A 766-nucleotide genomic window follows, 5' to 3' on the forward strand; every position below is an offset into this window, starting at 1 on the left:
AGTTGGCTTTCAGGCCACAGCTTGCTCGCCCCTGGCGAACATCGCCCCTCCCCGGCTTCAACCACCGATTCCAAGGGAACAAGTCTCCAGGGAACGGGAGTTCACCCCCACGCACGAGAAACCTCGCACCCCCCGCACCCGTTGACCCCCCAACAGAGACCACGTCCCGACGCACTCCCCCCGGCGCCGGGACGTGGTCTCTGTTGGGGGGTCAACGGGTGCGGGGGGTGCGAGGTTTCTCGTGCGTGGGGGTGAACTCCCGTTCCCTGGAGACTTGTTCCCTTGGAATCGGTGGTTGAAGCCGGGGAGGGGCGATGTTCGCCAGGGGCGAGCAAGCTGTGGCCTGAAAGCCAACTCCGGCTGTCCGCGCGGGCGTTCAGTCCTGCCCGGCTCCGGGCGAGTTAAGCCGCCGCCTCGAAGCCCGTGTCCCGCGCGAGCTTCTTCAGTTCGAGCAGGGCGTGCTTCTCGATCTGCCGGATGCGCTCGCGCGTGAGCCCGTGCTCCTTGCCGACCTCGGTCAGCGTGCGCTCGCGGCCGTCCTCGATGCCGTACCGCATCTTGATGATGGAGGCGGTGCGGGGGTCGAGGCGGTCGATGAGGCCGTCCAGCTCCTCGCTGCGCAGCAGGGTCAGGACGGACTGCTCGGGGCTCACCGCCGACGTGTCCTCCAGGAGGTCGCCGAACTGGGTCTCCCCCTCGTCGTCCACGGACATGTTGAGGGAGACCGGGTCACGGGCCCAGTCGAGGACGTCGACGACGCGCTCGG

1 protein-coding gene is annotated in these 766 nt (G+C 68.1%); it reads right to left on the reverse strand.

Features of this window, described 5'->3' with window-relative positions:
* Window positions 1-401: 401 nt before the first annotated feature.
* Window positions 402-766, reverse strand: a 365-nt coding sequence (locus AOK24_RS51085) for a sigma factor-like helix-turn-helix DNA-binding protein (protein ID WP_276206852.1), incomplete at its 5' end; no start/stop codon positions are given.

Origin of the sequence: Streptomyces niveiscabiei, assembly GCF_001419795.1 — a bacterium.
Taxonomy (GTDB): domain Bacteria; phylum Actinomycetota; class Actinomycetes; order Streptomycetales; family Streptomycetaceae; genus Streptomyces; species Streptomyces niveiscabiei.